Origin of the sequence: Coprococcus sp. AF21-14LB (assembly GCF_003458885.1) — a bacterium.
In the GTDB taxonomy this organism is placed as follows: domain Bacteria; phylum Bacillota; class Clostridia; order Lachnospirales; family Lachnospiraceae; genus UBA9414.
The window spans coordinates 1-25,837 of sequence record NZ_QRVX01000033.1; the positions used below are offsets into that span (position 1 = coordinate 1).

Below are 25,837 nucleotides of genomic sequence, written 5' to 3' on the forward strand. Positions count from 1 at the left end.
AAAGGTGTGTTACTTGTTAAGTTGATTGAACCGCCGTATACGGAACCGTACGTACGGTGGTGTGAGAGGACGAAATTTCTCATAAACGAGAAATTTCTCCTACTCGATTAATTTATTAATATTAATTTTACAAGGTTCCGTTAGTTCTTTGGTGCAAAAAGAAATTGCATATAACGAATGAATGTGTATACTACAAATATTACAGCGATGATCGTTTCGATCAAAACTACATATTGAAGAAATGGCATAGGCTGCTTCATATTTGCGAGACATGCCATTGTCTGCTTGGTAGCAATTGCACTGATAACAAATGGGAAAGTAAATGCTGCAAAGCTTGGATAGAATTTTAATTTTAAATATCCGATTGCTTTGATGAGAGCAAACACATAAAGAATCGATGCAAGTACAAGCAGTGTCAATAAAAATCCTTTGGATTTTGGTGTAACAGACTGTACATATCCTGCAACACAAAGACTTGTAGGTGCTGCGTAGATGCAGATTAAAGGTTGTGCCGGCTCTGGGATTTGCTTGAATTTGATGTAACGGATTGTTACAAGCACTAACAGCAGCAGTAATGTCGCAAATCCAAACCAAAAGGCTGCTGTTCCGATGGAAAGGGCTTCAAATGCAGGTGCAGTTACAGCTGCGACTACAATTCCAACATATACGATAAAATAACTTGCAAATACCTTTGGCATCTGTAATTTAACAATAAATTTTATTGTAAAGTAAATGATTAGAACAAGATGCAGTGCAATTGCAAACAGCCAAATGTATTTTGCGATTGCGCCAATCCATGGTTTTACATAAGTACTAAGAAGCATAAGCGCCATCGGGAATGTCGCGCTAACGCTTGCCATAATCGGATTCTGCAAATCCTCTTTGATCATCTTAGGGAACAAAACGAGCTTCAATAAAATTAGAACAAGCAACAATGCTGCTATTATTCCACAGGCATATCGAATACCTTCTCCGTAGCTTTGCAATAAATTGCCAAGCGCAGCCAACCCAAGCATAACACCGCAAAGCGGTACTGGAACTTTTTGTATTATTTTTTTCATGTTGATTCTATCCTCGTATTTAGATTTCTGCTATTGCGCGTCTAGGAGCCGGCTCATCAATTTCATCCAGATTTTTAATGCCTAGCTCACGACAGACAATCTGTGCAACCTTCCAAGCACAAAGACCTGTAAAGAAGATACATTGCTCTTTATGTTCTCCGCGTCCTTTGTCAAATTCTTTCGTAAGGATACGGCAGCAGATAGCATTTTTGGTATTTGCGACTTTAAACCAGTCATGAAGTTCTTTGGTAAGTTCCATACATTTTACACTCTTAGGATTGGTAGGTCCATCCTGTTCTGTACGGCCAAAAAATAATCCTAAGGCAAGGATACCACCGTTGAATGCACCGCATACACAGCCGGCCTTTCCGGCGCCAACTGCCATACCGGAAGCCATTGCAATGACTTCTTCTGGAACGTCTAACTGGAATTCGTCACGAATGGCACTTACCAGTGCTTCGCAACAATAATATCCATCTTTGAATTTTTTCTCTGCTACTTGCTGTACGGCTCTTGGACTGATTTCTGTTACTCCGATTTTCATGTTTATTTCCTCCTACTAAATAAAATTGATATAACCATATTAACATAAATAAACGAAAAAGACTCATTGTGTTTTATAATGAACATATTGAAAAAAACTATATCTGTATAATTTCTACAGAAAATCAACCAAAATCTTGATGCAAAATCAACTTGATAATGTTAAAATCAATGTGAGTTTCTAGGGAAAGAGGAAATGAGAAATGAATCTAAGAACAATTTATGAGATTTTTTATCCGGGGAAAAGCACTCAATATCCTTTCGCATGGAAAGAAATACCGAAATATCGTTCCAAAAAAGAATTTTATGAAGAGATATTCCCAATGGAGCTTCGTTGGCTCAATATAAAACTCTGGAATGATAAGGCAAGAAGAAGCAGGTTTTTTACAGACAGCACGGTAGAGAAAAATTATGTTTCGGCATTAAAAGAATTTCTTATTCAAAATCCAATGGTAATTTCGCGCATGGAGAGTAAATGCTATCTTATGATAAAAGATGATTTGTTTCCTCCAACCATCAATCAGATTTTTTTTCAACTTGCCGAGCAGGAGCAAATAACTTTTTCTTCTGCGATAAAGCAATATTTGATGAATAAAGAAGGAACGGTTCTAAAAAATAGTTTTGAAAATGTGATTATCTTTTTGATTCTTTATGCCATATTTCCTTCTGAAATCAATCAACTATATATGCCTTATTTATATAGAAAGGGAAATGCAATTTCATATAATACAGAAGAAAAGGAACGAGATGACCGTTCCCTGTTTCAATATGAATTTCCACCGGATATGAGTGTACATAATCCGGGCGAATGGATTACGCATACATGGGTTATAAAAAATGTCGGAAAAATATCATGGAAGCACCGCCGGCTCGAATGTGTTTCCCCGCCGGACTGGCTGAATAAAGAGAGCAGAAGCATTGAAATAGCAGAGGTGGTTCATCCTGGCGATACCGTGTCATTTACAGTACATTTTTCTGTTCCGGATATTCCCGGGCACTATACTTTGTGCTGGAAAATGAAAAATGATATAGATGAACTTGTTTTTTGCGATAAATTAGGGCTTGGATTGCATTTTACAGTAATAGAAGAATGTATTGAAGATTTGGCAGAAGAAGGAAATAATTATCAGATTTTAGAAGAAAGGCCTGCGATTCCAACTACTTTGAGTGCCGGGAATCTGTATAAGCATAGTTGGAGGATTGAAAATACGGGAACAATTGTATGGGAAAATTATTACTGCGAATGTATCAATGGTGATGTCTTTGGATATGCCAAAAATGAATTGCGGATTTCGATGAAAAAGAAAATAGAACCGGGGGAGCGGGTTGTTATGCAGATAGAGTTTGTTACGCCTCCGGTAGAAGGGCTCTATAAGTTAATATGGAGAATTATGAATCGCAATGGGAAGCCGGTATTTGCAAAAGGAAGACAACTGGAAGTGACATTGAATTTAATATAAAATTTATTAAAAAAAGAGTGCAGCAAGCCAATAGAATCTTACCAATAAAGATACGGAAGAGAAGGGAACATATTACAGAAAATGTTCCCTTTTCCTGTACTACAGCTATTTCAAATCTTGTTTTTTAAAGATGGCTATTCCAATCTTACAAAAGAATACCAGTTCTAATAGATTAAAAATGCAGAATTCAAAATGGTATGGAACCTTTTTTAAGAGCAAAGAATTTGCAGCTTTTTCGCTTGTTTCTTCTAGTAACATAAAAGGTTCGTATTTCACCTGTGCGAATGGGGAAATTAAGAGCTGTAAATTTGCCGCAGTTCTTTTAAAACCATGAATATATAATGGATTTTTTTCTGTTTCGTGTGTAACAGGATCTGTCCAAGTTTTATCCTGACATAAGCTGGAAACCGTATTTCCTCCGAAAGATAACATGGCTAAAGTAAGTAACAGGACAATTGCCAGGCTGATTAATTGCTTATGTGCAATCATGACAAGCATTGTAAATAGGGAGGAAATGGTTATAATACAGATCAGGTTTATGAACATATTTATGATAAAAGCTGTATATGTTACACGATTACTAAATTCCAACTGTTTTATCAAGGAACAGATAAAGATAATGATGATATCTGCGATAAATAAAAATGAAGAACAGATTGCACTTGTCACAACTTCCGTAAGATAAATCTGTTTTCTGGAATATCCGGCAGCTATCTTATTATTGATTGTGCGCACTTCAAAATCATGGCTAATATGCAGTGAAATAAATATCGCAATCATAATGCAGAGTAAGCCGGAATGTTCAAATAAAAAAGATGTTGTGTATATGGCGAATCCATAAGAAGAACTTATGATTGCATATACGTTTATGCAGATTTCTGTAATGACGCTGATCCATAAAACAGGTGACAGGAAAGCGCGTTTCAGTTCCATCGACAGTAGTTTTTTCATTGTAAATCCCCCTTTTGTTATGACAAAATATTTTTAAAGTAAAATGTTTCCAAATCCTCATCCGCTATATCTGAGGAAGAAAATTCACGAATAAGTTTGCCATTTTTTAAAAATCCATAGTCAGTCGCAACTTTTTGCAATTCTCCCAGGATATGGCTTGAAATCAGGATAGTCACATCAAATTTGTGATTCAATTCCAAAATAACATTCCGGATATCTTTGATTCCCTCTGGATCGAGTCCATTGAGTGGTTCGTCCAAAATTAAAAAATCAGGCATTTCAACAAGGGCCATTGCCAAAGCCAATCTTTGTTTCATTCCCAGCGAATAATTCATAACTAATTTTCTCGAATCCTTTAAATGGACTAATGACAGAAGTCTGGCGCTCCTTTTCTTTCGTTCTTTTCCGGAATATCCGGTAATTTTCAATTGATATTCTAAGTTGCCGCGAGCGCTTAGCGTAGGATAGAGGGCAGGAGACTCTATGATCGTTCCTATTTTGAGATTCTTTGGTTTCAAAACAGTTCCCGATGTTTGTGTTTGAAGTTCTGATAGAATTCTCATTAAAGTTGTTTTACCGGCTCCATTATTTCCGATTAATCCGTAGATAGATCCTTTTGGAATATGAAGCGAAACATGGTTTAAAGCAGTTGTTTCTTTGTATTGCTTGCAAAGAGCATCCGTTTTGATAATATACGTCATAACATTCATCCTTTCTTATGTTGGCAGCGCAATTGCCTTTTGTTACTGAAAGCATATCGAATTATGCTCAAATAGGAAAGCTTTTGAACCTTTACAAGGGTATTTGGGAACGATAAGATTACTTTACATCGATGTAAAGTAATAGTTCCTTGTGCGAAACAGAGATTGTGGTATATACTTGAGGTAAGATTTTGTACAAAAATCAGAAGAGGGGATGTAAATGACAGTTGCAGAAATGATAAAACAAACCAGAGCAGAATCGAATATGACACAGGAAGAATATGGATTAAAATTTGGTGTGTCACGCCAGACGGTTTCCAGTTGGGAAAATGAAAGAAGTTTACCGGATCTTCAAATGCTGATTGATATTTGTAATACCTATCATATTTCTTTAGACAAATTGTTAAATGAAGATAAAGAGTTTGTTGAAAAAATCGATTTTTACAGTAAATATAAAAAGGCACTTAAAATATTTGGAATGTTTCTGGTTGTATGTTTTTTAATATTTGGTGCGATTTTTATCAATTGGAAGATCACAGAAGGAAACATGAATCAGGCGTTTGAAAACAATATGAAACGGTTAGGATTTGTGAAAGAAAAACAAATTTACGTGTTAGAGAAAGATGATATATCCTATCACTTGCCAAATCAAAAACTGCCATTTTTGAAAAAGGATTTCTATGTAAAAAATAGTTATGCAGATTTTATCATTAACGATACAGAGATTAGCATTTCCATTTATGACGGAAGCGAATTTAATATGCAGTTGAATCATTATCGCGGCATAGAAGGTATGATTGACAAAGAGGGCGAGTTTTTAGTAGAAGAAAATTCACTGAATGAGAAGGAAAAAATCTTCTATGAGGAGAATAAAGAAATAATAGAACGGACAATGCGAGAATTATTATCGATTCACATGAGCGTTTATTCTAAATAACGGAGTGTGCAAGATGTTTTTAGGAGACAATAAATAGAGAGGAAAGACAGGATAACATAAGGAGGCAGCGCTATGAAATTTATGATCGAACATTTATCTAAAAAATTCGAGAAAAAAGAAGTTCTCAGAGATATTGATTTTTCCTTTGAAGAGGGAAAAATCTACGGACTATTGGGAAGAAACGGAGCCGGTAAAACAACACTGTTCAACTGTTTGAACCGTGATATCAAGGCAGACGGCGTAAAGTTTTATCTGGAAAAGGACGGTTCCCGCAATGAGGTGGCAGCGGATGATATTGGCTATGTGCTTTCTACGCCTAATGTACCGGAATTTCTTACCGGCAGAGAATTTTTGAAGTTTTTTATGGATATCAATGAAAAATTTATTCAGAATCCAAAGCGTCTCGATGAGTATTTTTCCTATATAAGTATTGCCGAAGAAGACCGAGATAAGCTTTTGAAGGATTATTCCCACGGTATGAAAAACAAGATGCAAATGCTGATCAATATCATTGCGCAGCCAAATATCTTACTCTTAGATGAGCCGCTGACTTCTCTGGATGTAGTCGTAGCGGAAGAGATGAAGCAGCTCCTTCGTTCTATTAAGGAAGGGCATATTATTATTTTCTCAACACATATTATGGATCTGGCATTGGATCTTTGTGATGAGATCGTACTGCTTAGTCACGGGGAACTGGAAGTTGTGGAAAAATCAAATTTGGACAGCAAGGAGTTCAAAGATAAGATTATTGCTGCATTGCGGGAGGAAAATCATGAATAAAACACTTAAAATCTCTTTTTCCTTAAAAAATACATACCGCGTCAATACCATTTTGTTTTCACTCAAGCAGATACCGATTTTGAAAAAACTGTTACCGGCAACACTGTATAAAGTAAAAGGGCTGAAAGTGTTTGCGAATATCGTATCTGTGCTGTGGGAAATTATTTCCGTATTTTTCGGAAAGCTGCTGTATTTGTTTCTCATGGTAAGCGGTCCGGTAGTTCTGTATGATAAGCTGCCGACAGCGCAAGTATTTTTGCACATTTTACTTTTTCTTACGATAATCGGGGGCTTTGCAAATACGAATCTTTTTAATCCATCACAGGATAAGTATTATGCAATGATTCTAATGCGGATGGACGCCAGAGAATACACACTGGTCAACTATATTTATGCACTGCTCAAAGTAGTTATCGGTTTTCTTCCTTTTGTCATCCTGTTTGGAAGAGACATTGAGATACCGATATGGATCTGCATACTTCTGCCTTTTGCCATTGTCGGTATGAAGCTTTGCTTTTCCGGTGTGATCCTTTGGATGGATGAAAAGAAGGACAGGAACTATAATGAAAATAAATTGAACAAATATCAATGGGGAGCAATCGGTCTCCTTCTGATTGCTGCATATGGTCTGCCGGCAGTTGGTGTTGTACTTCCGAATGCGATTTCCCTCTTGCTCTTTTTCATGTGTATTCCGCTTGGAGGATTTGGCCTGTGGAAGGTGCTGACTTTTCAGGACTATCGTGCAGTTAATCAGGAACTGCTTCGTTGGCTTAACAACCAGATGGATGCGCCTGCCCAGATAATAAAGGAAGCGAATGAAAAGAATATTTCGGCAGATGTTGCGATTACAAGTAATCGCAAAGGATTTGAATATCTCAATGAATTATTTATTAAGCGCCACAAGAAAATTCTTTGGAATTCCACCAAAAAGATTTCGTATATCTGTTTGTTTCTTGTTGCAGGAGTTCAGGTACTTTTGTATATAAGACCGGAAGTAAAGGAAAATCTCAACGAGATGATTATGACCTGGCTTCCGTATTTTGCCTTTATTATGTATGTCATCAATCGTGGAACAAATTTTACCCAGGCACTATTTATGAACTGCGATCACAGCCTGTTGACGTACTCATTTTTTAAGCAGCCGAACTTTGTTCTTCGACTGTTTCAGATTCGACTGCGTGAGATTATAAAAATCAATGCAGTTCCTGCTGCCGTTATCGGAGGAGGTCTGGCGTTGACGCTTTACACAAGCGGCGGAACCGATAATCCTCTTAATTACATCATATTGATTGTTTCTATACTTTGCATGAGTATGTTTTTCTCCGTACACTACCTGACGGCATATTATCTGCTCCAGCCATTTAATGCCGGAACAGAGATAAAGAGTGGAACGTATCGTATTGTTTTGACAGCGACTTATTTAATTTGTTTCTTTTTGATGCAGCAGCGTATGCCGATACTGATTTTCGGAATCATGACCATTGTGTTCTGTGTACTTTATTGCATCGTGGCAAGTGTCCTCATTTACCGGTTCGCACCAAAAACTTTCAAAATCCGTACATAAAATTTTCCTGATGTTACAGTTCTACTGCCGGTAGGTTTACATTATTTACCCATGAGCATAAAATGTGAGCAGGACAGGAGGTAAAATGAATGTATCAACTTGATAATGAAAAATTCGGAAAATTTCTTTGTGAGTTAAGAAAAGAAAAAAGTTTCACACAAAAACAACTTGCTGAAAAACTCTTTGTTTCAGACAAGACTGTAAGCAAATGGGAACGAGGCGCAAGCATACCTAATGTTGTGCTTTTAATACCGATTGCGGAAGTACTGGGAGTCACAGTAACAGAACTTTTAAAAGGAGAACGAATCGACACAAAAAAAGATATGGATGCAGGAGAAGTAGAACATCTTGTCGTTAGTTCTTTGGATCTATCGGTACGAGATATGATAAAACGCCGTAAAAGAATTTGGATAATTTCTTATCTAATTTGTCTTTTGATTGTTTTGGCAGAATTTATTTTATTTACGCTATCAAGTATGACTTCCGAACTGCTGCGTGACAGTTTGATTACGTCCGGTGTTATGCTGATATTTGCAGCGTGGCTTTGTTTTTTTGCAAAAGAATTGCCGGCATATTATGATGGGAATAAAATCAATTTCGTTTCACAGGGAATCTTCCGGATTCATATGGCCGGTTTATCATTTAATAATGCAAACTGGATTCATGTATTAAATGTATTCAGAGTAGTTTCGCTAGGTGTGGCAATATTGACTCCCGCCTTCTGTTACGCCTGTTTTCTAATTGGCGGTAAGGCATTATGGATTGAGTTAAGAACCTACGCAGTCTGGGTTACTGTTTTCATGACATTGGCAATAACTTATTATGTCGGGAAAAAATATGAATAAAAGTATTTTTAAATTGTTTATTTATAGTCTTTTATATGGCATATTGAAAATATGACAGAAGGAGGCACTATATGACAGATAGAATACTTGTAGTAGATGATGATAAAAAAATAGTGAAGATGATAAAAGATTTTCTTGAAATGGAGCAGTATCAGTCATAACTGCTTATGACGGAGAAACAGCAATTCGGCAAACACAACAGAATCCAGACTTGATTTTACTGGATATTAACATGCCGGGAATGAATGGGCTAGAAGTCTGCAGAACAATAAGAGATATGCTGGATTGTCCGATTATCTTTTTAACGGCGCGAATTGAAGAACGGGATAAAATTATCGGATTGCGTACAGGTGGTGATGATTATATTGTAAAGCCTGTTTCTTTGGAGGAATTGTTGGCACGGATAGAGGCTCATCTTCGCAGAGAAAAGCGAAAAAGTGCGAAAAGAACATTTCGGTTTGATGGTGGGTTATGCATCGACTATAGCAGCCGCCAGATCCTGTGTAATCATCAAGAGATTCTTATGACAAAATCTGAATTTGATATTATTGAGTTATTATCAAGTTATCCGGGGCAGATATTCGACCGTGAGCAAATCTATGAAAAATTGTGGGGGCTGGAACGAACCGGAGATAATAAGATTGTTACGGAATTGATTCGACGGATTAGGAATAAATTAAAGGATGTTACTAAACAAGAATATATAGAAACTGTCTGGGGGTGTGGGTATAAATGGACCTTACAAAACAAAAATCAATAAAAGCATCCTTATTTTTCCATTTGGTGATTGCCTTAATGATATCTTTATTGTTTTCAGCTTTACTACAGGACTTTGCGTATGAGGCAAAACAGCAGATATGGTTGAATTATATAGAGGATAAGCAACAACTGTATGAGTTTCAAAATGCATATTCTGAAAAGTTCGGAGAGTTACCACCTATTCCAAGCGTAAATAAGAGCATCCTTTCAACAACAGATAAATGGTTTGTAGAAATGTTAGACTGGATTCAGACGTGGAGTATGTTTTTCATTTCTTCTCTTTGTGTATTTTTTGCTTTGAACAGATTTTATCGGCATAGACTGAAAAATCCGCTGGAGATTTTGCAAAATGGCGCAGAAAAAATAGGGAGGCAGGAGTTGGATTTCTATGTTGCGTATGAGCAGGACGATGAGATGGGACAGCTGTGTGATGCTTTTGAACAGATGCGTCTGCAGCTTAAAGATAATAATCAGATGATGTGGAAGATGCTGGAAGAACAAAAACAGATGAGAGCAGCATTTTCTCATGATTTACGGACGCCGTTATCTGTATTAAAAGGTTATGTGGAGTATTTGAACCGATATTATCCGGATGGACGTCTTTCCAAAGAGAAAGTGATAGAGACTCTGAGAGAATTGGACGAACAGACACAGAGGATTGAGAATTTTGCGGATACAATGAAAGACATCAATCGGCTGGATGAACGGAAAGTAAATCGGAAATTGATGAATAAAGCCAGCGTTCTTAAAAAATCGGAAGAGGTACTTCATACGTTGGCAGAAAAATATGGAAAGACATATTCCATTCAGGAAACAATACAACAAAAAGAAATACAGCTTGACATTGATATATACATGGAAATTTTGGAAAATATTACTGCAAATGCCATGCGCTACGCTAAAAAAGAAATTCGATTGGAACTTGTAGATATAGAATCCTGGCTATACATGAATGTTTATGATGATGGCACAGGTTTTTCAACAGAAGCCTTGAAATCTGCGCGAAAACCTTTTTATCATGAGTTGAATGAAAATGAGGAAGACCATTATGGTATGGGATTGTATCTTTGCGATAACTTATGCAAAAAACACGGTGGAAAATTAAGTATTGGAAATCAAGGAACCGGTGGTGCGGCAGTAAAAGCGCAATTGAAAATAAAATAGCTAGGATCATCAATAGATGACAAGATTCGGAAAATTCCGGATCTTGTTTTTTTGTAGTCATTTGTAAGATATGGTAAAAGCAGAAAGAAGGAGGCGAATAAAATGAATGGCAAATTAATAAAAAAAGAGATTGGTTTTTTGTTGAGAAACCCATTAGTTTATCTTGGGGTGTTGTTAATGACAGTCATTGTATTCTGGAGAGTCAGCCCGTATTGGAGTTTTTATGATAATCTCCAAGAAGCCGGAACGGAAGTTATGTATTCAGATGGCGGCGATGTGATTGATGGGTATATCCCAACTTCAAAGGAAGAAATATACCGGACTGCATTAGAAAAGTTGCAGAAATACCTAGTTACAGACTATAACTGGACGAATGAAGAAGCCAAATCGGAAATTGAGAAAGTAAAGAAGTGGAGTATACCGGAAATTGCGACATATTTTAAAGAAGAACATGGAATTGCAGGTGTGAGAAGTACCTTTGCGGAGAGAACATATCACTCTGCTACAAAAGAAGAAATGGATGACTATTTACAGGATACTTTTGGAAAAAATGGAAATAAGACTTATACAAAAGAAGTTTCTTATAAGTATGCAGATTATCTCGGGATCAGCTCCATTTTGTTTGCGGCGCTGATATTTGTATTACTATTATATCGGGATATGAAAAAAGATATTTATGCATTAATTCACGCCAAACCATTATCTGCCATGAAATTTCTTGGTGGGAAATTTGCAGCAGGAATTAGTGTCGTGTTTGGGGCAACCATACCGCTGACTTTAATGATGAATCTGTTGACGATAAAAGCGGGAACAGCGTATGGGCTGAGTGTTCGGTTTACTGATTTTTGGCTTACCATACTGATGTTCCATATTCCAAGTATTCTGGCAACCGGAAGTTTGATGATTCTGATTTCTCTTTTGTTTTGTAATACGGTACCTGCAATACCGGCGATACTTTTGTATTATTTATACTGCAATATGGGTTCTTATGATTCGACTCTTGGGATATTGTATGGATATCACTATCGGGCAAAATCATTGTCGCTGTTTACACGGTTTCCATCGGCATTCGGATTAAATGAATTTCCGGAAAACGGCATAATCAATCTATGTTTTTTGATTCTATTAACGCTTTTCGCATTAATTGGAAGTATAAAACTGTGGGAAAGAAGGCGGTCTGTATGAAATATGAAATAAAAATCACGTTACCGGTATATAAAATTGTCTATTCGTTTTTGTTTGCGACAATTATTGTACTGGTAAGACCAATTCAGTCAACCACAGAAATTATTGTGACATTAGAAACCTACATGGCATTACTTTCCGGAATATTTCTTGCAGATACTTATTATCAGGAATTTACAGGTGGTCGCATCGCCTGTTATTACCGCTATGGAATACGAAAGAAAATAGCATCTGTCATGAAAAGAAATGTGATCGCGATAAGCTATCTGCTTGTATTGACAACATTAACATACTGGGGATTTATACTCTGGTATCACCCGATTCATATATCCGCCGCTTCGGAGCTGCGCCTATATGGCAATGCAATTACGGCATCTCTGGCAAGTATTATTTTTATGAGCAGTTTTGGATTTACGCTAACAAATTTAGCGCAGAATATGGGAGCTGGCATTAGTGGAACATTGATTTTGTGGATGATTATGACCTCTTCGGTTATAAAATATCTTCCGAAGTGTTTTCAATTATTTTTATTTAACAGTGCTGTGACAAAAGATGGAACACTGATCCCATATTATCCGAGCAGAGGATTATATGCAGCAGTTGGTATTGTACTATTCGGGATTAATGTGTTTTTAATCCAAAGGCAACCGAAACAAAAAAAGAAAGGATGGAAAAAGCATGGGAATTGAAATAAGAAATCTAGTTATGGAATATAAAAAAGGCATTAAAAGTTTAAATCACATAAACCTGTCTATTGAACATGGTATTTATGGATTATTAGGAGAAAATGGAGCGGGCAAAACGACATTAATGAAAATTCTCGTAACATTGCTTACGCCTACAGAAGGAGAAGTGAAAATTAATGGATTACAATTGGAAAAAAAGAATTATGAAGCAATCAAAAAGCAGATTGGTTATTTGCCGCAGGAATTAGGATTATATCCAAACATGACTGTTCGGGAATCTCTGGAATATGTGGGAATCATGTGCGGGATGGAGAAAAAGGCTTATACCAGGCAGATTGATTTTTATCTGGAAAAAACAGGATTATTGGAACATCAGCAGAAAAAGAATAAACAGTTATCAGGTGGAATGAAACGCCGGGTTGGTTTGGTACAGGCATTGCTGCATGAACCGAATATTCTGATCGTTGATGAACCGACAACCGGACTGGATCCAGAGGAGAGGATTCGCATTCGTAATCTTTTGGTTGATTTTGCAGCGAATAAGATCGTATTGTTTTCTACTCATGTAACAGAAGATTTAGCAGCCACCTGCGAGCAACTCTGCATTATGAGAAAAGGCGAGATTGCTTATAATGGTACGATTAGCGAACTGATTGAAAATACGCAAAACCATGTTTTTTGTTGTACCCTTCTCAATGAACAAGAATTCTCTCTGTTTCAGCAAAAATATAAGGTGGCATCAAAAATTTATAAGGCGAAGGAAATTGAGGTACGTTTTGTATGTGACAGGATTCCGGGGATTCCATGTAATTTATGTGAGCCAACATTGGAGGACGCCTATATATACAGTTTGTACGTAAAAGATGATCAAAAGCACTTTTAATGATGGGCAAAGTTAGGTATAGGTTTTTGTTTAGATTTTTGTTATAATATAACCAGCAGAAAAGGAGTGTGAATGACATGATTCAAGAAAAGAAGCGCCTTCCGGTAGGAGTGGAAAATTTCGAGCTGATTATGAATGATAATTATTATTATGTGGATAAGACAGGGCTGATTTCGGAACTGATTCGTAATGGCGGAATGGTAAATCTCTTTACCAGACCAAGACGTTTTGGAAAAACTTTGAATATGAGTATGCTGGAACACTTTTTTTCCATAGAGCGGGATCAGAGTATTTTTAATGGATTAGAAATTTCAAAAGATACAAAACTATGTGAAGAGTATATGGGGAAATATCCGGTTATTTCAATTTCCCTGAAAGGAATCAATGCCGCTGCTTATGAGACAGCATTTGATTTTGCGGTTCAGATTATGCAAAGAACAGCGGAAGAATTCCAATTTCTATCAGATAGTGAATACCTAAGTGAACATGATAAATCGGTATATAGAGAACTTCTGGACAGCAATATGAGCGAAACTGTATTTTGCGGTGGATTGAAAATATTGTCAAAATTATTAGAGAAGCATTATAGACTAAAGGTAATTCTTCTGATTGATGAGTATGATGTTCCATTGGCAAAAGCATTTGAAAACGGGTATTATGATCGGATGATCTTTTTAATCCGTAGTTTATTGGAACAGGCATTGAAAACGAACGACAGCCTGAAATTTGCAATAATGACCGGATGCATGCGTATTTCAAAAGAAAGTATCTTTACAGGGCTTAATAACCTGAAAGTATTGTCCATTACAGATGAACGGTATGATGAATATTTTGGCTTTACAGATGCGGAAGTAAAAGAAATGCTGAAGTATTATGAAATTGAAGATCATTATGAGGAAATCAAAAACTGGTATGACGGGTATCAGTTTGGCGACATGGAAGTGTATTGCCCATGGGATGTCTTGAATTACTGTGATAAAGTAAAAGATCATGTAGATTCTTTTCCGGAAAATTATTGGATCAATACCAGCAGTAATGATGCCGTCAGGAAATTTATTCAAATGTCCGACAATTTTAAAACCAAGCGTGAGATTGAAAAACTGCTTGCCGGCGGGGAAATCACAAAAGAGATTCATCAGGAGTTGACTTACCCGGAGATGTATCAGTCTTTGGAGAACGTCTGGAGTCTTTTATTTATGACGGGATATTTAACGCAGCGTGGAAGGCTCGATGCAAAACACTATAAACTTGCGATACCGAATCTGGAAATCCGGGATATTTTTCAGACACAGATTATGGAATACTTTAAAGAGCGTGTGAAAAAAGACGGCGACACGTTAAGCCGATTCTGTGATGCCCTGAAAAGCGGCGAGGAAACGAAGGTAGAAGAGATTTTTGAAAGCTACCTGAAAAAGACTATCAGTATTCGGGATACGTTTGTGAGAAAAGCAAGTAAGGAGAACTTTTATCATGGGATACTGCTTGGAATCTTGGGCGTAAAGGAAGAATGGTACGTATCGTCCAATCAGGAAAGCGGCGAAGGATACAGCGATATTCTCGTTGAAACCGAAAACAGTGAAACGGTTATCCTTATCGAAGTCAAGTACGCCAATGACGGAAATCTTGATCAGGCTTGTGAACGGGCATTACAACAGATAGAGGAAAAGAAGTATGATGAAGAACTTCAGGAAAACGGAGTAGATAAAATTTTGAAATATGGAATTGCTTGTTATATGAAGCGGTGTAAAGTAAAACTGGCAGATTCATGATACGTCCAAAAACAATCAGGTGATAAAAAACGGATGGGAAATCGTCCGATAAACGGATAGAATATATGAATCCAAATCATGTTTCAGTAGTTGATTTCGTGGCTGCTTTGACATTGAGAAGGGAATAAATATGAGGAAAAAAAGAAAAATTCTGATTGTGTTGATAGTTGGATTTACTCTTGCAATGGCATCTTTATTCTATTTTAGAGATAAACAGATGATTCGTTCTAATGACAATCCTGAAATAAGATCAATTAGCATTGACTATAAAAAGAACGGTATATATGGTACATTAGATTTATCAAATAATGAAATATCCAAAGATTTGAATGATCGTCTTGTATTTATATTTAATAATGTAAAAATAAGAAATAAACTTTTACCTGCAATAAAATCGCATACCGTTTTAGAGGGTGATACTCACATCACCGTTAAAGTGGATTTAGATAATTCATCGCTATTTGTCAATTTACACAATGATTCACAATTTTCTTCTGCACAGCTTAATGACAAGTATTATCATATTGTTAACTCTGAAAGGGTATATAAAGAAGTCTATAGTCTATTGTTTGATTAGCTAATAATAAGAAGATAGCTATATTGGTTAAACCTTTAAAATGAACTGCTTTTTTGTATTCAAAGTTGAATATGGCCTTCTAAAGCACTTGCTATTTTCACTTTGAAAATGACAGGTGCTTTCGCTTTAGGATGCAAGAAAGCATCGTCTACTCTTTAAGTTGGTGAAGCATAATGTTGGTATTTCCATTGACTACCTTTTAGCGCATTTCTGATAGTAGCTGACATTGTTGTGTATTTTTTGCTAATCAATCTCGTAAATACAACCATTACAAATTTTTTGTCTCGAAAGCAGGAAACTAATTGCATATACAACGGGAAATTTGAAAAAGCAATCGCTTTGTTGACCTAATCAGAACAATGGAATAATAAGTATAGGTTTTTGCGTGGATCTTTGTTATAATATAATCAACAGTGAAGGAGTGTGAATAACATGATTCAAGAAAAAAAACGCCTTCCGGTGGGAGTAGAAAATTTTGAGCAGCTTATTAATGATAACTATTATTATGTGGATAAGACAGAGATGATTTCGGAGCTGCTCCGTAATGGTGGAATGGTAAATCTCTTTACCAGACCAAGACGTTTTGGGAAAACCTTAAATATGAGTATGCTGGAGCACTTTTTTTTCCATAGAGGGAGATAAAAGTATTTTTGAAGGTTTGAAGATATCGAAGGATACAGAGTTGTCTGAAGAATATATGGGCAGGTATCCTGTTATTTTTGTATCATTAAAAGGAATTAACGCTGGATCATATGATACTGCATTTCGATTAATGGTTGAAACAATAAAAAGTGCTGCAAAAAAAGCAAAAATCCTCAAAATAAGCGACAAATTAGATGATGATGAGAAAGATGATTATCGGGCACTCCTTGATAAAGATATGGATGAGGCCACACTTTTTTTGAGTTTAAAAACTTTGTCGGAACTTTTGGAGAAACATTACGCCTCAAAAGTAATTCTTCTGATTGATGAGTATGATGTTCCGTTAGCAAAAGCATTTGAAAATGGATATTATGATCAGATGGTATTTCTGATACGCAATCTGTTGGAACAGGTTTTAAAAACAAACAACAGTCTGAAATTTGCTGTGATGACCGGATGCATGCGAATTTCAAAAGAAAGTATCTTTACGGGACTTAATAACCTGAAAGTATTGTCCATTACAGATGAACGGTATGATGAATATTTTGGCTTTACAGATACGGAAGTAAAAGAAATGCTGAAGTATTATGAAATTGAAGATTATTACGAAGACATCAAAAGCTGGTATGATGGATATCGTTTTGGCAGTACAGAAGTGTATTGTCCCTGGGATGTCTTGAATTACTGTGATAAAGTAAAAGATCATGCAGATTCTTTCCCGGAAAATTATTGGATCAATACCAGCAGTAATGATGCCGTCAGGAAATTTATTCAAATGTCCGACAATTTTAAAACCAAGCGTGAGATTGAAAAACTGCTTGCCGGCAGGGAAATCACAAAAGAGATTCATCAGGAGTTGACTTACCCGGAGATGTATCAGTCTTTGGAGAACGTCTGGAGTCTTTTATTTATGACGGGATATTTAACGCAGCGTGAAAGGCTCGATGCAAAACACTATAAACTTGCGATACCGAATCTGGAAATCCGGGATATTTTTCAGACACAGATCATGGAATACTTTAAAGAGCGTGTGAAAAAAGACGGCGACACGTTAAGCCGATTCTGTGATGCCCTGAAAAGCGGCGAGGAAACGAAGGTAGAAGAGATTTTTGAAAGCTACCTGAAAAAGACCATCAGTATCCGGGATACGTTTGTGAGAAAAGCAAGTAAGGAGAACTTTTATCACGGGATACTGCTTGGGATCTTGGGCGTAAAGGAAGAATGGTACGTATCGTCCAATCAGGAAAGCGGCGAAGGATACAGTGATATCCTCGTTGAAACCGAAAACAGTGAAATGGTTATCCTTATCGAAGTCAAGTACGCCAATGATGGAAATCTTGATCAGGCATGTGAACGGGCACTGCAACAGATAGAGGAAAAGAAATATGATGAAGAACTTCGGGAAAACGGAGTAGATAAAATTTTGAAATATGGAATTGCTTGTTATATGAAACGGTGTAAAGTAAAACTGGCGGATTCATGATACGTCCCAAAACAATCAGGTAATAAAAAAGCGGAACTGTAAGTGCAGACAAAATCTTAGACTTTTTGGACATGAGTTATGATTTGATAGATGGGAAAATATAGTATAAGTGATGCGATGGGTGAAGTGTAGAATGTAATTAGAAAAGCTGTGCATCAGCGGTGGGTTTGACACCTAAAATCTGATATGTTTTCCGAACGCAGGTGTCGGAGGGTGGCAGACAACGGAAAAATCAACCTTGAGAAGGGAATGTTTAGTGCTGCGGCATGGACAGTCCCTTTTCTAAATCTTACAAGATTAAAATTGAAAGAGGAAAAATCAAATGAAATACATATTTTTGCATGGATTGGGACAAGTTCCTTCGGACTGGGAAACTACAATTAAGAGATTAGATTTGGGGTTGGATGTCGGCTGTCCTGATTTATCTGACTGGCTTTCAGGAAAAGAAGCCAGCTATTTTAATTTATATCATGCACTGGAGAGTTATTGTGAACAGCAAGAAGAACCTCTGCATTTATGTGGTCTTTCATTGGGTGGAATCCTTGCTTTGCATTATGCATTAGAACATGCAGAGAAAGTAGCATCTCTGGTATTAATTGGTACGCAATATGTCATGCCGAAGCGGTTATTGAAATTTCAGAATATGATATTTCACCTTATGCCAAACAGGAGTTTTCGCAAAATGGGATTTGGGAAAAATGATTTTATCAGCCTGTCCAAATCATGATGGATTTAGATTTTCAAAAGGATTTAGAAAAAATAAATTGTCGGGTACTTGTGTTATGTGGCGAAAAGGATAAGGCAAATATGTCTGCAGCCATAGAATTAAAACAGCAGATCAATCATGCTGAATTAGAGATTATTCCTCATGCCGGACATGAGATAAATAAAGATAATCCAGTTGAATTAGGAAAGATTCTCAGTAATTTTTATAGATATGCCTCAATTTAGAGAAGAAAAAATTAATTGGTTCTAAATTTTAAGCAAACGGTATAAAGTGATCTTAGTAAGCGATGAGAAGATGTGTGGTGACATGCATTTTCTTTTTGTATTCCAAAAGATTTTTAAGATTTCCAAAAGAAAATCATAAATTTTTCTGACTGCTAATGATAGGGAAAGTGATGAGATCCGGGGATATGAACTTGGAGCAGTAGATTATATTACAAAACCTTTTTCGATCTGTTCTTTACAGAGAAAATATGACTAATATACAATCAAATATTCCTAGCGTTGCTAAACATTAAATCTGAAAAAGCGTATAAATTATGTAGATAAAATTTGAATAAATGGATAGGCAGTCTGGTTGTGAAGCAGGCTGCTTTTTGTACGAAAATTTTTATGGTGTCATGTGCAAAAAAATATATACAAGAAATATCTGATAATATATAATTCTATTATGAATTATTGACAAAGAAAAGGAGTTTGTTTTTGATGAAATATATACGGATTTACACAGAATCAAAGTCAATGAACAATTATTATTATGAGGAGCAGACCGGAGAAATGTTCATTCTTGAGCAAAACAAAGGTGGGAACGGGCTTTCTGTTGGAATCATTGCCGGAATTTCACTTGTGATATATGCGTTTGTAAGGAAAATAGAAAAGCCAATTTCTTTTGATGCAAATCTGTTGTATTGGATTTCTGTGGGGATTGGAGTTGCGTTAGGCGTACTTATTGCTGGATATATGCTAAAACGTGCAAAAAGAAAAATTGAAAAAAATGTAAGAATCTACCCCTGTGGACTAGAAGAAAAGCAGGCAATGGCAAAACAGAATCACAGATATTTTTTTACATACATTTTTCTGATTCTTGTCATGGTTGGGATATGTGCAGTCTCTCATTTCCTAATGATATGGGTTGTCCCATCTGTCCTGGTATATGCTTTTTTAAATTCATTGATGTGCTTGTTGACGATTTTACTGATAATTGCTTTTATAGGAAATCATCCGATAAAAGGATGGAAAATTGCAAGTAAAATACTGAGAGGAGAAAGGTAATGGCATATTTCATTCCAACTTTATATGTAATTGTATCTTATACATTTTTTCTTTTACCCGGTTTATTTGATCATGTAATGGAATTGAAGATTCTTTCAATTCTTTTACCGTTTATTATGGGAGTTGTTAATTTGATTACTGTATTAACCGTAGGAAGAAAGTGGACAAGAAAAACACTGTTAAACTGTACATTGATTATTAAATATGGCTTGATTCCATTTTATTTGATTGGAGGAAGCATTACGATCGGCGTAACGGTTGCGGCATTATTTCCATTACCGTTAATGCATTGCTTGGACTTGTAACGATTGTCTTTTTGATTTTTGGTTATGGAATTTTGTTGGGAGCATCTCCCTATGCACTTGCATATATCATAAAGTCGTGTAAAGAAGGAAAACACTCGAAAATAGTGGCAATTCTGTCCGGTATCTGTCAGTTCCTTTTTTCGTTTGATGTGATATCCATGATGATACTGACAATAAAGGAAAAGCATTTGGTCAAAACAACAATCTGTGTTTTTGGAGGAATGTGCCTCATAATTCTTTTGATTCTGTTAGATGTGTTTGCGTCATTTGTATAAATTGCAGGAAAGATGATTTTTAATAACAAGTGAAAAATATTTTGGAGGAATGATTATGATCACAATGAATGAAAAAGATAAAAATGAAATGTTAGACTCTATTTTAAATGAAAAGGAAGAGTATCTATGCAAACGTTGGGGAGTTTTAATGGTTGATTCCAAAACTTATGCAGCAATCGGAGGATTCTCTGCGATAGTAGGAGGTGGAGCTGCCGCATTAGGAGCATTAAGTAATGCTATCGGTTCTGATATTCAGGGGCAAAAAGAGAATGTAGAGAGATTTTGTCAGATGATTCAAAAGGTTTGTAAAAACTAAGAATCAGCGTTGGTCATAAAGAAGGTGATTTATGATGCGTGATAAATTGAAAAAGGAAGAATTTTTCAGAAAATCATTGTTTTTTACAGATGAGTGTATCAGGGAGTTTGAGAAAATACTTCCGGAAATTATGAAACAAGATGGAACTGAGTCTCAAAGGGTAATAAATGGCTGCAATGCGCTGATTATATATTATATAAAAAAAGTAAATTTGGAATATTCATTAGGGGAAGAAATTTCTAAAGTCAAGGAAAGTTATGAACAACTGCTGATCTATTATAGCCAGGTTTGGAATATGGGGCAAGGATATATTGAATTAGTCAGAATCTTATCTTTAGGTGTGTTGCTTAGAATAGATAAAAGTCAGATGGAAACTTTGGAGAATAAGATCAGACAGGAAAAGTTAAATGATTATTTCATAAATTTTCTTTTGAAAGCAATAGATAATGAATGGGAAATGACAACACAAAAATTCGTGTTTCCCAATCTATATGAAAGTGTAAAATCTATCATTGAGGCAAAAGATAGCCAAGAACGAATTTTCTTATTAAAAGATTATTTGGAGAACAAATGGTACCAGATTCATAATGAGACAGCCTGGCACAATAGTTATCTTAGTGATCAGAATACTTATTATGGATATTGGGCTTATGAAGCAGGCGCCGTAGCTAAGATATTAGATTTGGAAGATGGAGATTTAAAGGAACAAAGATATTATCCCTTTGATCTTGTACATTGATTTATAATTGAAACTTGTTATTGAATAATAGGAAGTGGTAGTTCTAGGAGAGCAGAATGCTAAAATTATGTTATAAAAATAATGATAGAAGAACAGATGAATATTATTTTGATTTACGATCTCAGAAAGTATATAAAATCTGTCTTTCAACATATTATGCAAAACAAAATACAAGAGGTATCCCATTTGTTTTCATCTCAGGTGGAATATTAGCAATACTTTTAGAGCAGGTATCTCAACGTGTATTATTACCTAAAAATGGTAGGATGCTGCTGTTGTTTCTGGTAATTGGAATATTAGTCTGATTGATAAAAAAGTGAAAAAATCATTCATAGAAAAGTATCAATACATAGAGGAACACACAATGGGAATTCCTATGGAAAAAGAGGAGGTATTAAAGCTATACACGCTGGGGAAATGGAACAGAAGGGCGTTAGGTTTTATTGTCTTTATAGGTTTGCTTATTTTTCTTATTGGGATGATTCTTATAATACAGACAGCTCATCTTACTGGGATGTTTCTGGTTTTATTAGGTGGAATAATAGGGGTTATCTTTTTCCATTACGGAGAATTTATGGAAGTGGCAAAAGTAAAAAAATGTTTACGGACAAGTAGTGTTTGAAATGAGTTTTCAGACAGAGGGGAGATGTTATTTTTGGAACGAAATAGATATATTCAGGTATGCAGGGAAAATGAGTACGCTGTTTTATATTATGACAATAAAGAAGAAAGAATAATACGATATAAAACAGGAAAAAAATTTTCATTTTCCTTAAAATATCAATTATGTGTTTTGGTTACGTTGTATTTGGGATATTTATTAAATGCTAAGGTTTATACGGTATTGGCTCAAAATAGTTGCTTGAAACATTTTATCGCTTTTTTGTGCCTTGGTATCGGTTACATTGGTTTACTATTTTTTGAAAATGATATAGCAAAAAAGATAAAAAATGAGGGAGTAGAAGTGCCGTATATCCTATCTGATGAATTGCTACAGAAAGGACAAAAGGATTTAAAAACGCAAAAAATGATCATGTATCTGTGGACTTTGATTTCCGTGGTAATATTGTGGATCTTTTACCTGACGAATTTTGTTATGGTTTTGGTACTATTTTTAGTCAGCATGATTGCTTTATCCGCTATGGCTGCGGCAACAAGACCAGTTTTGCGGGCAAAATTATATCAAGAATATACTAGAAAGAATGGAGATTAGATATGAACCCAATTAAAGTATTGGAATGGAAAGGAATGTATCCCATTAAAAAAATACTACTTGTAATGATATGGCTGTTCGGATGCTTTTTATGTGTGGCAGGAATCATTATATTTATTTCTGACAATGATGTGAAGAATTTATTGGTTGGAATACTTTTTGGAATAGGGGTTGTCGTATTCTTTTCTCCAATTAAAAAATATGTGCTTACAACATATCACTGTGTTCCAGGTTTAAATTCCAAGTTACAAAAAGTGGAGCTTGAAAAGTTACTTGAAGGAGAAGTATTTGAAAAGATATCGAAGAAAGACAGTAATATTACGAATTGTGATATTAAATTAAGTGAACATTGGATTTGTGCAAAAGGGAAACTGATTGCTAAAAATCTTCTTATTATTGGGTATCCAAGAGTAACGTCTAACTTAACAGGAAGAGCAACGACGCCTATGGTATTTATTTATATGACAGGAGATATTGTTAAGGTAGATTTAAAGACGGATTTATCTGTAGAAAAAATATCTTTACTAAGGAAATATTTCTGGCATAATTTGGGGATTGTATCAACTGAGGTTTTAGGAAAATCCAAAGAAGAGGTAACAGATATTTTTTCAAAACAATTTCAAGTATTGAAAGAAGAGATGAACTTAGATGATCGTGAACTTCTCATAGAAATGATAAAGGAACCAGAAAAATATAGGAAAATATATATGGAAATATTACCGTACCATATAAAAAAATGGTGCAAAAAACAAAATATAGAGGAGAGAAAACAGTAAATAATTCAATCACATAGAGGTGGATTATATGCGATATAGGCTGGTAAATGGAGCAGAAGATAATGTGGTTTCGTTTTATCAGATGATGATGGAAGAAGGATAATTGTTGTGAAAATAAATATAGTTAAGATGACAGAATGGAAAAACTTATATCCCATTAAAAAGATAATATTATTATCCGTATGGCTATTTGCAGTTTTAATATTGTATGCAAGTTTCGTGGCACTTATCAAAGACCATGATTTCAGAACAATATTCATTATTATCTTAGACAGCGTAGGACTTGCTAAATCATTCATACCAATTAAAAAATATGTTTTAACAAGCTATCATTGTATGCCTTTTTTTAATGAGATTTTCACGAAAAAAGAACTGGAAGAATTGCTTGAAAACGAAGTGTTTCAGAAAATGACAGGAAGTAAAGAAAATCCTTTAAACAGACCGGAATTGTTGGAGAGTGAAAATTGGTTTTGCATTCATGGGAAATTTATTTCAAAGAACATGACAATTATAGGAAGAGCCTGGGTAGCTGCAAGCCTCAATAACAGAGATATCACGCCTGTGAAAATATTTTATATGACAGGAGAATTTCTCGAAGTCAAGACAGGACATTCGTGGAATGTTTCTACTATACAATCCTTTAATTATCTATTATGGAATGAGTATAAGATAATACCTGTTAAAGTATTTTCAAAAGATTATGAACGGATTACCACAATTTTAAAGAATACATATAGCAAAATTAAAGAGGAAAAGAACTTGTGCGAAAAAGAAATGATACGATATTTACTTGAGTCCAGTGCAGAGATGAAAGCGTTATTTTGGAATGAAATACCGGGATTTAAGCCACTGAATAAATACGAAGATGAAGGAAAAAAGTAATGAAAAATACGAAGACAAATTTCAACAGAAAGATACTGATTTGCGTCTACAGTTTTTTCTTCATATGCGTATTATGCGGTTTTATCGTGTGGGCAGCCTATAAGGAAAGAGATTTTTCCCAGAAGGGATGGATGAACTGTGATCCAGCGAAAAGATATCTTTATATTGAAGATTTTGAAGAAAAATATGATGTAGTCGGGATGCAACGAAGTGATATAGAGGATTTGTTAGGCTCGCCTACCTGGACAGAAACAGAGCCAGATACCGAAGAAATCATATACTACGAGTACCGTATTCAAGACCATATCCTAGCAGGATGGAAGGTATATCAAATAAGATTCCAAGATGATCGTGTTGCAGATACAAGCATTATAGTAGAAGATTGGTAGGAATATGACATGATACATTATATAAACTTTTTCTTTAATAATATAGAATATGATGAGTATTATTATCAGGCAGAATTTTCTTCGCCGGATGTAAATGTTCATTGCAATTTCAGATATAATCGCAAAACAAAATGCTGTGAAGAAATATGGAATTATAATAGACCGCCAGAGGAGATAGAACCGATTCCTGTCTGGTGGTTGGAGAAAAAAATGCAGGAAAATGGGAAGTTACATCGTTGCGAAAGTAAAATCAGTTATTGATATCGTGCATTTGATATGGCAGGTGAGGTGGATATGATGTTTGAAGATTTGGATAAGTTTATAGCAGAGAATCCGGAAGAAGTTCTTGTTACTGGTGGATGGACAGATGATAAAGTATCTGAATTGGAAAAGCAGTTGGGAATTGCATTTAGAGAAGAAGTAAAGAGATTTATACGGAAATATGGAGTTTTTTGTATTAGCACAATTGGAAGAAGGCAAGATGAACTGGTGACAAAACGGCAGCTTTGAATTGACCGAGCTAAAAGCGAGGGATGTTTTTTGTACGAAGGGCAAAAAGAGGAGGCGAGAATGGAAACAAGAAAACCGAGATTTGCGAGGTGTAAAAATGGTATACAATGATTTGAGGAGTAAGCTAAATGAATATAACTGGGATGACGGATTTGAAATTCCAAAAGAAATACTTGCTGCCCCCGGTTGTGATTTGGCATTAGCATTAGAGATATTTTATTTGAGTGATGGTTATGCCTTTTTAGGCAATTTAACAAAGACAACTGATGTCAAAGAATGGGGCAGATTTATTACCGTTCTCTATGATGATATATTGAACAATAAATTTCCAAAGACAAGTACAGCATTTGAAATTCCATTATCCAAAGTTCAAAATACAAACTTCAGAAAAAAGGTATTTCAAAAATTTTTTTTGACTGACTTATAACTTCAAGTTTGTATAAC

At 35.5% G+C, this 25,837-nt stretch carries 30 protein-coding genes and 2 pseudogenes; 28 read left to right on the plus strand and 4 right to left on the minus strand.

The annotated features are described in order from the left end of the window. Positions 1–140: 140 nt before the first annotated feature. Positions 141–1,061, minus strand: coding sequence for a TDT family transporter (locus DWX73_RS08890; RefSeq protein ID WP_118348459.1), 921 nt, complete (start codon positions 1,059–1,061; stop codon positions 141–143). A gap of 19 nt (positions 1,062–1,080) precedes the next feature. After that, on the minus strand, positions 1,081–1,605 hold the full coding sequence (locus tag DWX73_RS08895) for a C-GCAxxG-C-C family protein (RefSeq protein WP_118348460.1): 525 nt from the start codon (positions 1,603–1,605) through the stop codon (positions 1,081–1,083). Positions 1,606–1,807: 202 nt separating this feature from the next. Here DWX73_RS08895 and DWX73_RS08900 point away from each other — a divergent pair, with 202 nt between their 5' ends. Then, the gene (locus DWX73_RS08900; RefSeq protein ID WP_118348461.1) at positions 1,808–3,064 is read left to right on the plus strand and encodes an NBR1-Ig-like domain-containing protein; all 1,257 of its coding nucleotides are present in this window, start codon (positions 1,808–1,810) and stop codon (positions 3,062–3,064) included. A gap of 105 nt (positions 3,065–3,169) precedes the next feature. Here DWX73_RS08900 and DWX73_RS08905 read toward each other — a convergent pair whose 3' ends face one another. Both DWX73_RS08905 and DWX73_RS08910 read right to left on the minus strand, forming a co-directional pair. Continuing rightward, positions 3,170–4,015 (minus strand): ABC transporter permease subunit, encoded by an 846-nt coding sequence (locus DWX73_RS08905; protein WP_118348462.1) that lies wholly within the window; start codon positions 4,013–4,015, stop codon positions 3,170–3,172. A 17-nt stretch (positions 4,016–4,032) separates the two neighbouring features. Further along, complete coding sequence (locus DWX73_RS08910; RefSeq protein WP_242996765.1) at positions 4,033–4,716, minus strand: ABC transporter ATP-binding protein; 684 nt, start codon at positions 4,714–4,716, stop codon at positions 4,033–4,035. A gap of 220 nt (positions 4,717–4,936) precedes the next feature. Here DWX73_RS08910 and DWX73_RS08915 point away from each other — a divergent pair, with 220 nt between their 5' ends. From DWX73_RS08915 to DWX73_RS09045, 27 genes and pseudogenes are all read left to right on the plus strand, one after another. Next, a complete protein-coding gene (locus DWX73_RS08915) occupies positions 4,937–5,653 on the plus strand; it encodes a helix-turn-helix transcriptional regulator (protein ID WP_118348464.1) in 717 nt (238 codons plus the stop codon). 72 nt (positions 5,654–5,725) lie between these two features. Beyond that, on the plus strand, positions 5,726–6,433 hold the full coding sequence (locus DWX73_RS08920) for an ABC transporter ATP-binding protein (protein ID WP_118348465.1): 708 nt from the start codon (positions 5,726–5,728) through the stop codon (positions 6,431–6,433). Further along, positions 6,426–7,997 (plus strand): hypothetical protein, encoded by a 1,572-nt coding sequence (locus DWX73_RS14040; protein WP_118348466.1) that lies wholly within the window; start codon positions 6,426–6,428, stop codon positions 7,995–7,997. The genes DWX73_RS08920 and DWX73_RS14040 overlap by 8 nt, the downstream gene beginning before the upstream one ends. Before the next feature lie 89 nt (positions 7,998–8,086). Continuing rightward, on the plus strand, positions 8,087–8,842 hold the full coding sequence (locus DWX73_RS08930) for a helix-turn-helix domain-containing protein (RefSeq protein ID WP_118348467.1): 756 nt from the start codon (positions 8,087–8,089) through the stop codon (positions 8,840–8,842). Positions 8,843–9,053: 211 nt separating this feature from the next. Further along, positions 9,054–9,602, plus strand: coding sequence for a response regulator transcription factor (locus DWX73_RS08935; protein WP_330413591.1), 549 nt, complete (start codon positions 9,054–9,056; stop codon positions 9,600–9,602). A gap of 101 nt (positions 9,603–9,703) precedes the next feature. Next, positions 9,704–10,765 carry a HAMP domain-containing sensor histidine kinase gene (locus tag DWX73_RS08940; protein ID WP_158556841.1) on the plus strand — a complete coding sequence of 354 codons (1,062 nt, stop codon included), beginning with the start codon at positions 9,704–9,706 and terminating at the stop codon, positions 10,763–10,765. 102 nt (positions 10,766–10,867) lie between these two features. Beyond that, on the plus strand, positions 10,868–11,950 hold the full coding sequence (locus DWX73_RS08945) for a hypothetical protein (protein WP_118348469.1): 1,083 nt from the start codon (positions 10,868–10,870) through the stop codon (positions 11,948–11,950). Further along, positions 11,947–12,639 carry a hypothetical protein gene (locus tag DWX73_RS08950; RefSeq protein ID WP_118348470.1) on the plus strand — a complete coding sequence of 231 codons (693 nt, stop codon included), beginning with the start codon at positions 11,947–11,949 and terminating at the stop codon, positions 12,637–12,639. Before DWX73_RS08945 ends, DWX73_RS08950 begins: the two co-directional genes overlap by 4 nt. Continuing rightward, positions 12,629–13,519 (plus strand): ATP-binding cassette domain-containing protein, encoded by an 891-nt coding sequence (locus DWX73_RS08955; protein ID WP_118348471.1) that lies wholly within the window; start codon positions 12,629–12,631, stop codon positions 13,517–13,519. Before DWX73_RS08950 ends, DWX73_RS08955 begins: the two co-directional genes overlap by 11 nt. Before the next feature lie 77 nt (positions 13,520–13,596). Further along, on the plus strand, positions 13,597–15,288 hold the full coding sequence (locus DWX73_RS08960) for an AAA family ATPase (protein WP_118348472.1): 1,692 nt from the start codon (positions 13,597–13,599) through the stop codon (positions 15,286–15,288). 130 nt (positions 15,289–15,418) lie between these two features. Continuing rightward, on the plus strand, positions 15,419–15,865 hold the full coding sequence (locus DWX73_RS08965) for a hypothetical protein (RefSeq protein ID WP_118348473.1): 447 nt from the start codon (positions 15,419–15,421) through the stop codon (positions 15,863–15,865). 432 nt (positions 15,866–16,297) lie between these two features. After that, a pseudogene (locus tag DWX73_RS08970) lies at positions 16,298–17,990 on the plus strand (AAA family ATPase). Between the two features lie 322 nt (positions 17,991–18,312). Continuing rightward, entirely contained in the window at positions 18,313–18,717 is a 405-nt protein-coding gene (locus DWX73_RS14045) for an alpha/beta hydrolase (RefSeq protein ID WP_242996768.1), read from the plus strand. Then, positions 18,714–18,941 (plus strand): alpha/beta fold hydrolase, encoded by a 228-nt coding sequence (locus DWX73_RS14050; RefSeq protein ID WP_242996771.1) that lies wholly within the window; start codon positions 18,714–18,716, stop codon positions 18,939–18,941. Before DWX73_RS14045 ends, DWX73_RS14050 begins: the two co-directional genes overlap by 4 nt. A 139-nt stretch (positions 18,942–19,080) precedes the next feature. Further along, a pseudogene (locus tag DWX73_RS08985) lies at positions 19,081–19,188 on the plus strand (response regulator transcription factor); the annotation flags it as partial. A 233-nt stretch (positions 19,189–19,421) separates the two neighbouring features. After that, positions 19,422–19,988 (plus strand): hypothetical protein, encoded by a 567-nt coding sequence (locus tag DWX73_RS08990; protein WP_118348474.1) that lies wholly within the window; start codon positions 19,422–19,424, stop codon positions 19,986–19,988. Beyond that, positions 19,988–20,293: a hypothetical protein gene (locus tag DWX73_RS14055; protein WP_242996774.1), complete on the plus strand. Its 306-nt coding sequence runs from the start codon at positions 19,988–19,990 to the stop codon at positions 20,291–20,293. The genes DWX73_RS08990 and DWX73_RS14055 overlap by 1 nt, the downstream gene beginning before the upstream one ends. Positions 20,294–20,623: 330 nt before the next feature. After that, positions 20,624–20,884, plus strand: a complete 261-nt coding sequence (locus DWX73_RS09000) for a hypothetical protein (RefSeq protein ID WP_199413550.1) — start codon at positions 20,624–20,626, stop codon at positions 20,882–20,884. Positions 20,885–20,915: 31 nt separating this feature from the next. Continuing rightward, positions 20,916–21,623 (plus strand): PoNi-like cognate immunity protein, encoded by a 708-nt coding sequence (locus DWX73_RS09005; RefSeq protein WP_118348476.1) that lies wholly within the window; start codon positions 20,916–20,918, stop codon positions 21,621–21,623. A gap of 56 nt (positions 21,624–21,679) precedes the next feature. Continuing rightward, positions 21,680–21,928 (plus strand): hypothetical protein, encoded by a 249-nt coding sequence (locus DWX73_RS14060; RefSeq protein WP_242996776.1) that lies wholly within the window; start codon positions 21,680–21,682, stop codon positions 21,926–21,928. 59 nt (positions 21,929–21,987) lie between these two features. Next, entirely contained in the window at positions 21,988–22,245 is a 258-nt protein-coding gene (locus DWX73_RS14065; RefSeq protein WP_242996779.1) for a hypothetical protein, read from the plus strand. Between the two features lie 24 nt (positions 22,246–22,269). Continuing rightward, on the plus strand, positions 22,270–22,836 hold the full coding sequence (locus DWX73_RS09015; RefSeq protein WP_118348477.1) for a hypothetical protein: 567 nt from the start codon (positions 22,270–22,272) through the stop codon (positions 22,834–22,836). A gap of 2 nt (positions 22,837–22,838) precedes the next feature. Continuing rightward, positions 22,839–23,612, plus strand: coding sequence for a hypothetical protein (locus DWX73_RS09020; protein ID WP_118348478.1), 774 nt, complete (start codon positions 22,839–22,841; stop codon positions 23,610–23,612). 108 nt (positions 23,613–23,720) lie between these two features. Continuing rightward, positions 23,721–24,494, plus strand: a complete 774-nt coding sequence (locus DWX73_RS09025) for a hypothetical protein (protein WP_118348479.1) — start codon at positions 23,721–23,723, stop codon at positions 24,492–24,494. After that, on the plus strand, positions 24,494–24,883 hold the full coding sequence (locus DWX73_RS09030) for a hypothetical protein (protein ID WP_118348480.1): 390 nt from the start codon (positions 24,494–24,496) through the stop codon (positions 24,881–24,883). Before DWX73_RS09025 ends, DWX73_RS09030 begins: the two co-directional genes overlap by 1 nt. 294 nt (positions 24,884–25,177) lie before the next feature. Further along, positions 25,178–25,393, plus strand: coding sequence for an SMI1/KNR4 family protein (locus tag DWX73_RS09040; protein WP_242996783.1), 216 nt, complete (start codon positions 25,178–25,180; stop codon positions 25,391–25,393). Positions 25,394–25,490: 97 nt separating this feature from the next. Then, positions 25,491–25,820, plus strand: a complete 330-nt coding sequence (locus DWX73_RS09045; RefSeq protein ID WP_118348482.1) for a DUF4274 domain-containing protein — start codon at positions 25,491–25,493, stop codon at positions 25,818–25,820. The last annotated feature ends 17 nt before the right edge of the window (positions 25,821–25,837 follow it).

What these genes read in the sequence shown, in the direction of transcription:
- DWX73_RS08890 (WP_118348459.1), bottom strand. Translation starts at nt 1,061, where the DNA reads ATGAAAAAAATAATACAAAAAGTTCCAGTACCGCTTTGCGGTGTTATG.
- DWX73_RS08895 (WP_118348460.1), bottom strand. Translation starts at nt 1,605, where the DNA reads ATGAAAATCGGAGTAACAGAAATCAGTCCAAGAGCCGTACAGCAAGTA.
- DWX73_RS08900 (WP_118348461.1), top strand. Translation starts at nt 1,808, where the DNA reads ATGAATCTAAGAACAATTTATGAGATTTTTTATCCGGGGAAAAGCACT.
- DWX73_RS08905 (WP_118348462.1), bottom strand. Translation starts at nt 4,015, where the DNA reads ATGAAAAAACTACTGTCGATGGAACTGAAACGCGCTTTCCTGTCACCT.
- DWX73_RS08910 (WP_242996765.1), bottom strand. Translation starts at nt 4,716, where the DNA reads ATGACGTATATTATCAAAACGGATGCTCTTTGCAAGCAATACAAAGAA.
- DWX73_RS08915 (WP_118348464.1), top strand. Translation starts at nt 4,937, where the DNA reads ATGACAGTTGCAGAAATGATAAAACAAACCAGAGCAGAATCGAATATG.
- DWX73_RS08920 (WP_118348465.1), top strand. Translation starts at nt 5,726, where the DNA reads ATGAAATTTATGATCGAACATTTATCTAAAAAATTCGAGAAAAAAGAA.
- DWX73_RS14040 (WP_118348466.1), top strand. Translation starts at nt 6,426, where the DNA reads ATGAATAAAACACTTAAAATCTCTTTTTCCTTAAAAAATACATACCGC.
- DWX73_RS08930 (WP_118348467.1), top strand. Translation starts at nt 8,087, where the DNA reads ATGTATCAACTTGATAATGAAAAATTCGGAAAATTTCTTTGTGAGTTA.
- DWX73_RS08945 (WP_118348469.1), top strand. Translation starts at nt 10,868, where the DNA reads ATGAATGGCAAATTAATAAAAAAAGAGATTGGTTTTTTGTTGAGAAAC.
- DWX73_RS08950 (WP_118348470.1), top strand. Translation starts at nt 11,947, where the DNA reads ATGAAATATGAAATAAAAATCACGTTACCGGTATATAAAATTGTCTAT.
- DWX73_RS08955 (WP_118348471.1), top strand. Translation starts at nt 12,629, where the DNA reads ATGGGAATTGAAATAAGAAATCTAGTTATGGAATATAAAAAAGGCATT.
- DWX73_RS08960 (WP_118348472.1), top strand. Translation starts at nt 13,597, where the DNA reads ATGATTCAAGAAAAGAAGCGCCTTCCGGTAGGAGTGGAAAATTTCGAG.
- DWX73_RS08965 (WP_118348473.1), top strand. Translation starts at nt 15,419, where the DNA reads ATGAGGAAAAAAAGAAAAATTCTGATTGTGTTGATAGTTGGATTTACT.
- DWX73_RS14045 (WP_242996768.1), top strand. Translation starts at nt 18,313, where the DNA reads ATGAAATACATATTTTTGCATGGATTGGGACAAGTTCCTTCGGACTGG.
- DWX73_RS14050 (WP_242996771.1), top strand. Translation starts at nt 18,714, where the DNA reads ATGATGGATTTAGATTTTCAAAAGGATTTAGAAAAAATAAATTGTCGG.
- DWX73_RS08990 (WP_118348474.1), top strand. Translation starts at nt 19,422, where the DNA reads ATGAAATATATACGGATTTACACAGAATCAAAGTCAATGAACAATTAT.
- DWX73_RS14055 (WP_242996774.1), top strand. Translation starts at nt 19,988, where the DNA reads ATGGCATATTTCATTCCAACTTTATATGTAATTGTATCTTATACATTT.
- DWX73_RS09000 (WP_199413550.1), top strand. Translation starts at nt 20,624, where the DNA reads ATGATCACAATGAATGAAAAAGATAAAAATGAAATGTTAGACTCTATT.
- DWX73_RS09005 (WP_118348476.1), top strand. Translation starts at nt 20,916, where the DNA reads ATGATGCGTGATAAATTGAAAAAGGAAGAATTTTTCAGAAAATCATTG.
- DWX73_RS14060 (WP_242996776.1), top strand. Translation starts at nt 21,680, where the DNA reads ATGCTAAAATTATGTTATAAAAATAATGATAGAAGAACAGATGAATAT.
- DWX73_RS14065 (WP_242996779.1), top strand. Translation starts at nt 21,988, where the DNA reads ATGGGAATTCCTATGGAAAAAGAGGAGGTATTAAAGCTATACACGCTG.
- DWX73_RS09015 (WP_118348477.1), top strand. Translation starts at nt 22,270, where the DNA reads ATGTTATTTTTGGAACGAAATAGATATATTCAGGTATGCAGGGAAAAT.
- DWX73_RS09020 (WP_118348478.1), top strand. Translation starts at nt 22,839, where the DNA reads ATGAACCCAATTAAAGTATTGGAATGGAAAGGAATGTATCCCATTAAA.
- DWX73_RS09030 (WP_118348480.1), top strand. Translation starts at nt 24,494, where the DNA reads ATGAAAAATACGAAGACAAATTTCAACAGAAAGATACTGATTTGCGTC.
- DWX73_RS09040 (WP_242996783.1), top strand. Translation starts at nt 25,178, where the DNA reads ATGATGTTTGAAGATTTGGATAAGTTTATAGCAGAGAATCCGGAAGAA.
- DWX73_RS09045 (WP_118348482.1), top strand. Translation starts at nt 25,491, where the DNA reads ATGGTATACAATGATTTGAGGAGTAAGCTAAATGAATATAACTGGGAT.